This window comes from Collinsella sp. LCP19S3_B11 (assembly GCF_052121915.1).
GTDB lineage: Bacteria > Actinomycetota > Coriobacteriia > Coriobacteriales > Coriobacteriaceae > Collinsella.
The window spans coordinates 194,518-200,695 of record NZ_JBQKDI010000002.1 but is presented as its reverse complement, the minus strand read 5'-3'; the positions used below and the strand labels follow the sequence as shown (position 1 = coordinate 200,695).

Annotated in this window: 3 protein-coding genes; 2 read left to right on the top strand and 1 reads right to left on the bottom strand. The window is 59.0% G+C overall.

Features of this window, described 5'->3' with window-relative positions; translation table 11 throughout:
- Positions 1-241: 241 nt before the first annotated feature.
- On the top strand, positions 242-1,480 hold the full coding sequence (locus tag ACTQV4_RS02500) for a DUF4368 domain-containing protein (RefSeq protein WP_441569237.1): 1,239 nt from the start codon (positions 242-244) through the stop codon (positions 1,478-1,480).
- Between the two features lie 228 nt (positions 1,481-1,708).
- On the opposite strand, the gene ileS is transcribed toward ACTQV4_RS02500, so the two are convergent.
- Positions 1,709-4,486: an isoleucine--tRNA ligase gene (gene ileS, locus ACTQV4_RS02495; RefSeq protein ID WP_441569236.1), complete on the bottom strand. Its 2,778-nt coding sequence runs from the start codon at positions 4,484-4,486 to the stop codon at positions 1,709-1,711.
- Between the two features lie 510 nt (positions 4,487-4,996).
- Here ileS and ACTQV4_RS02490 point away from each other — a divergent pair.
- The gene (locus ACTQV4_RS02490) at positions 4,997-6,085 is read left to right on the top strand and encodes an iron-containing alcohol dehydrogenase family protein (RefSeq protein ID WP_441569234.1); all 1,089 of its coding nucleotides are present in this window, start codon (positions 4,997-4,999) and stop codon (positions 6,083-6,085) included.
- The last annotated feature ends 93 nt before the right edge of the window (positions 6,086-6,178 follow it).

Sequence of the window (6,178 nt, the reverse complement as noted above, 5' to 3'; positions counted from 1 at the left end):
GGCAGCCCAAGGCAAGGGCCGCGCCCGTGAACAAGACTGGTTTCGGACGAGCGCGCCGGACGGAGAATCGAAATGCGGTGGGGTGCGCGGACATACCGGGCTGACCGCCGGAAGCGCGCCCGCAAGAGCCCGCGGATATTAGCTTGCCAGGCAAGCGTCGACTAAACGTGCAGCGTGCGCGGGCCCTCCCGACGGGAAACGAAAAAGCCCGGTTTAAAACCGGGCTCGAACAAACACGCCTATTGACAATGGCTTTCTCATATTAAAAGGCGAGCGCGTCAACGGGGAATATCCATACGGCTATATCCCAGACCCGAACAACCGCCACCACCTTATACCCGACCCGGAAACCGCGCCGATTGTCAAACAGGTTTTCGCTATGTTTGTTAGCGGCGTGCGTATGTGCGAAATCCAAAAATGGCTTGCGGAAAACAAAGTCTTGACGATTGGAGCGTTGCGCTATCAGCGTACAGGACAGGCGCGGTATCAGCGGGCAATGATCGCCCCCTATACTTGGCCGGACAAAACGCTCTATGACATATTAGCAAGGCAGGAATATTTAGGGCATACCATAACCGCGAAAACTCACAAGGTATCCTACAAGTCGAAAAAGACCCGGAAGAACGAAGAAGAACAACGCTATTTCTTCCCAAACACCCATGAGCCGCTTGTTGACGAGGAAACCTTTGAACTTGCGCAAAAGCGGATTGCTACCCGCCACCGCCCGACAAAAGCAGCGGAGATTGATATTTTTTCCGGCTTGCTGTTTTGCGCTGGTTGCAGACATAAGATGTATTACCAACAGGGCGTAAATATCGAGCCGCGCAAGTTTTCCTATTCTTGCGGCGCATGGCGCAACAGGGCAAGGACAGGCAGCGAGTGTACCTCTCATTATATCCGCAAAAACGTACTTCTTGATTTAGTGCTGGAAGATATGCGGCGGGTTTTGCGGTATGTTAAGGAACACGAACAGGACTTTATCTGTAAAGCTACCGAGTACGGCGACATGGAAGCGAGAAAGGCATTAGCGCAGCAGCAAAAGGAACTTTTCAAAGCACAGGCGCGTATGACCGAACTTGACACGCTTTTCCGCAAGCTGTATGAGGACAACGCATTAGGCAGACTGACAGATGAACGGTTTGTGTTTCTAACTTCCGGCTATGAGGACGAAAAGAAATCCCTTGCCGCAAGGATAGACGAGTTACAACAGCAGATCGCAACCGTTACCGAGCGAAAAAGGGATATATCAAGGTTTATTCAGATTGTCGGGAAATACAGCGACATACAGGAATTGACCTATGAAAACGTCCATGAGTTTATCGACCGTATTTTGATACATGAATTAGACCGGGAAACCAACACCCGGAAAATCGAAATCCATTATAGCTTTGTCGGACAGGTTGATACCGAGCAGGAGCCGACGCAAGTTGTCAACCATGACCGCCGCAACATGGTAGATGTAAAAAGTATCGCTATCTAACCCCAGCAAACGGCAGGCCCCGCCGACCGATTGCAAGCGGTCGGCGGGGCCATTGTGGCTCTTGACAGCGGATTGGGTCATATGAGCGAAAACCCGCCAGAGCGAGCAGGGCGCCTTGAAGCAAGGCGGCATAGACCTTCTGGTCATGCCGCCGAAGCTGAAAGGCAGATTGCCGCTCTGGCGGGTTTGCAGCGTCAACCTGTTACGCGGTTTGGTAAAACCGCGTAACTACAAGGCATTCGCGCAGCGCTTGCAGATATGCGCGTGACCGTTGTACTCGCCGACGGTGGTGCGATAGTTCCAGCAACGGTCGCAGCACTCGCCCTCGGCGGCCTCAATAGCGACGGAAAGCTCCTCGCCCTGGGTTAGCTCAACATCGGAGACGATGTAGAACTCGGCCAGATCGACGGCCTTGTCGCCGGTCAGCAGCGCATACATCTCGGCGGGAACGACCGCCTTGACGCGGACCTGCTGGCTCTTGGTGAAGGTGCCGGCGGAGCGGGCATCCTCAAGGGCCTTGGTCACAGCGCTACGGAGCTCGAGCGAGGCCTCGAGCACGCCCTCGAACTCATTGGCCTCGTCGACCGTGATGGGCGACTTGTACCAATCGAGCAGCGCGGCGTACTTCTGGTGATCGACGCAGCCGGCGGGCGCATAGGCCATGGCCTCGTCGACCGTGTAGGACAGGATCGGCTGCAGGTCGCGCATGAGCATCGAGAAGAGCTCGGCCAGCACGGTCTGGGCGCTGCGGCGCTCGAGCGAGCCGGGCTTGTCGCAGTACAGGCGGTCCTTCAGGGCGTCGAGGTACACGTTGGAAAGCTCGGTAACCACAAAGTCGTAGAGCGCACGGTAGGCGCGCGGGAACTCGTAGCTGGCGTAGGCGTCGTCGACCTCGGCCTGGACCTGGGTCAGACGGGCAACCATGAGCTTGTCGAGCGGCAGCAGGTCGGCAAAGGCGACGCCGTCGGTCTCGGGCTCAAACTGACCCTCGAGCTCGGAGAGCAGGAAGCGCAGCGTGTTGCGGAAACGACGGTAGGCATCGGACGTACGAGCAAGGATCTCGTGGTCGATGGAGACGTCGGAGCTGGTATCGACCGAGGCGACCCACAGGCGGATGATATCGGCGCCCATCTCGTCGCAGACCTTGTTGGGGTCGATGACGTTGCCGAGCGACTTGGACATCTTGCGGCCCTGGCCATCGAGCGTGAAGCCCTGCGAGACGACCGCCTTGTACGGAGCGTGGCCGTTGGCACCCACCGAGGTGAGCAACGAGCTCTGGAACCAACCGCGGTGCTGGTCGGAGCCCTCGAGGTACACATCCGCCGGGTACTCAAGCTCGGGGCGATACTCGCAGACGGCCTTCCAGGACACGCCGGAGTCCCACCACACGTCGAGGATGTCCTTATCGGCCTTGAGGTGATGGCCGCCGCACTTGGGGCAGACGCAGGCCTCGCCCAGATAGCTCTCGGGAGCGTCGGTGAACCAGGCGTCGGAGCCCTTCTCGTGGAAGAGCTTGATGACGGCGTCGAGCGTGGCGTCGTTCATGACCTTCTCGCCGCAGTCGGCGCAGGTGTAGCTGGGGATAGGCACGCCCCAGTTGCGCTGACGGCTGATGCACCAGTCGGGACGCTGCTCGACCATGGCACCGATGCGGTTGGCCGCGTGGGCCGGATACCACTTGACGTTCTCGCGGATCTCTTTGCCAGCCTGCTCGCGCAAACCGGTCTTGTCCATCGAGACAAACCACTGGTCGGTAGCACGGAAGAGCACCGGGTGCTTGCAGCGCCAGCAGTGCGGATAGCTGTGCGTGATCTTCTTCTCGAGGACCAGGGTGCCGCGCTCGCGCAGGAACTCGATGATGTGCGGATTGGCCTCGTCGGTATCCATACCGCTGAAGGGGCCACCGGTACCAAACTCCTCGCCGGTGTAGAACTTACCGTCGTCATCAACCGGCATGCAGATATCGGTGATGCCCTCCTTGAGGCAGGCGAAGTAGTCGTCAACGCCATGGCCGGGCGAGTTGTGGACGATACCGGTACCGTCATCGACGCCGACGTAATCGGCCAGCAGCGCCACGCCCTCGACACCGTCAAAGATCGGCTGCTTGTAGTGGATGTGGTGGAAGGTCTCAGCGGGAACCACATAGGGCTTACCGTCGACCATGACCGGGGTGTACTCCCAGCCAAACTCCTCACAGCACTTGGGAGCCAGCTCCTCGAGCATAACCTCGGCACGGCCATCGTGCTCAACGGCAACATAGGCGGCGCCGGGCTTAAGGGAAACGGCCTGGTCGGAGGGGATGGTCCACGGCGTGGTCGTCCAGATGATGAAGTCAACCGGGCCGTCGAAGTTCTCGAGACCGGCAGGCTTAGTGGTCATCTCAAAGCGCACGAAGATGGACGGGCTCGTCTCGTCGGAGTACTCGATCTCGGCCTCGGCCAGCGCGGTGTGGCAGTGCTTGCACCAGTGGACGGGCTTATGACCGCGATAGATCATGCCCTTGTCGAACATGGCCTTGAAGACCTCGATGTCGGCGGCGTCATGCTGGTGATAGAGCGTCAGATACGGGTTGTCCCAGTCGCCAAGCACGCCCAGGCGACGGAAGCCGGCCTTCTGCAGCTCGATGTTCTCGACAGCGAACTTATTGCAAAGCTCGCGGATCTTAGCCGTGGAGGTCTGGTTGAACTTCTCGGTGCCGAGCTTCTCCTCGACCTTGTGCTCAATCGGCTGACCGTGGCAGTCCCAACCGGGGACATAGGGAACCTCATAGCCCTGCATCATCCAGTAACGGTTGATCATGTCCTTAGAGATCTTGTTCATGGCGTGGCCGATGTGGATCGGGCCGTTGGCATACGGAGGGCCGTCGTGCAGCACGAACTTCTTGTGACCCTTGTTCTTCTTTAGAACTTGCTCGTAGACCTTGTTGTCCTGCCAGTCCTTGAGTCGCTTGGGCTCGGACTTGGAAAGACCGGCACGCATGGGAAAACCGGTCTTGGGCAGATTCATCGTCTGCTTGTACTCGTTTGCCACGGTACCCCTTTCTTGTCATGGGCGCGCACGCCCTCTGGGCACCAAAAAAGCGCCCGTCCCTGCAAGCTGGGACGAAGCGCCACAAGACAGGCAGTCTGCCCGTAAAAGCTCTTCGCTTAACCACCCAGCTTAGATGCCCTCGCCCGCGTCGCCGCGCGCTCGCATCCGTTACTCGGCTGGCCTGTATCGACGACCATCTCGGCGATATCTACTAAGACGTGCCTTAGCGGCACGTCCGTTGGGACCGCAGCTCCGGGGTGATTTTCATCGGTCGCATGCACGGGTTCTCAGCGCTCCCCGCTCTCTGTAGCATGCGGACGGCCGACTACTCGTCCCCATCAACGCTTATGCGAAGTATGCTAGCACGTTCCGCGCCGACGAAAAACCCTCAACACTGGTTTTATACGTTCGAAATTTCTCGCGGCCGTGGACCTTCTCTAGGAGCAAAATACCTGAAAGCACTTTATCGGACGAAAGAAGGTTGCTATGCGCACGATCGGAATGAGCGACTATACCGTCGGCGAGGACTGCTTCGACGAGCTGCCCGGCGCGCTGGCCGAATACGGTGCGACCAAGGTCGCAATCATCGGTGGCAAGCGAGCACTGGCTGCAGCACTTCCCGGTATCGAAGCCGCGCTGGCAGGCACCGGCGTCGAGGTTCTGGAGAGGCGCGTCTACGGCACCAACAGCACACGCGCCAATATCGCCAAGGTCGTAAACTCCCCCGCCTGCCAGGAAGCCGACGTGCTTATCGCCTGCGGCGGTGGCAAGGCACTCGACACCGTGAAGACCGCAGCTATCGAGCTCAAGAAGATCGTCTTTACGGTCCCGACGATCTGCTCTAACTGCTCCGCCGCGACCGCCATTGCCGTTGTCTACAACGACGACGGCTCGCTCGAGGGCTATTCGTACCCCAACCGCCCCGCGCACATCTTCATCAACCCCAAGATCATCGCCGAGGCGCCAGCAGAGTACTTCTGGGCCGGCGTAGGCGATGCCCTGTCCAAGCAGCCCGAGGTCGAGTACGCCACGAGCGCCGGAAATTTGGAGCACACCGCCGGTCTTGGCCTGGCACTCGCCCACACCTGCTCCGAGCCGCTGTTTACCTATGGCGTCCAGGGTCTTGAGGACGTGCGCCAGGACCTGTCGAGCGAGGCCGTCAAGCAGATCGCGCTCGACATCGTGGTCAACACGGGATATGTCTCGAACCTGACCAACCAGAACGATTACTACTACAACTCGAGCGTGGCACACGCGTTCTACAACGCCACTTGCAGCATTCCGCGTGAGGGCACCTACCTGCACGGCGAGGTCGTAAGCCTGGGCGTGCTCGTGTTGTTCGCCTACACGGGCGACACCGAGAACCTTGAACGCTACGCGGCCTTTAACAAGCAGATGGGCCTGCCCGTGACGCTTGAGCAGGTCGGGCTTTCCGAGGCCGATATCCCTGCCCTGTGCGAGTACGCGCACGCCACCAACGAGTGGAAGCAGGGTAACCCCGAGCCCTTCACCGACGAGAAGTTCGCCGCCGCCATCAAGGCCGCCAACGCCTACGGCCACACCCTCCTCGCCTAACCTACCAAAAAGGGACAGGTTTATTTTGGCAGGTTTTATCTGGGCAAACGCCATTGAATATCTGTTGAAATCGTTTAGCTTGCCAGTAAAGGG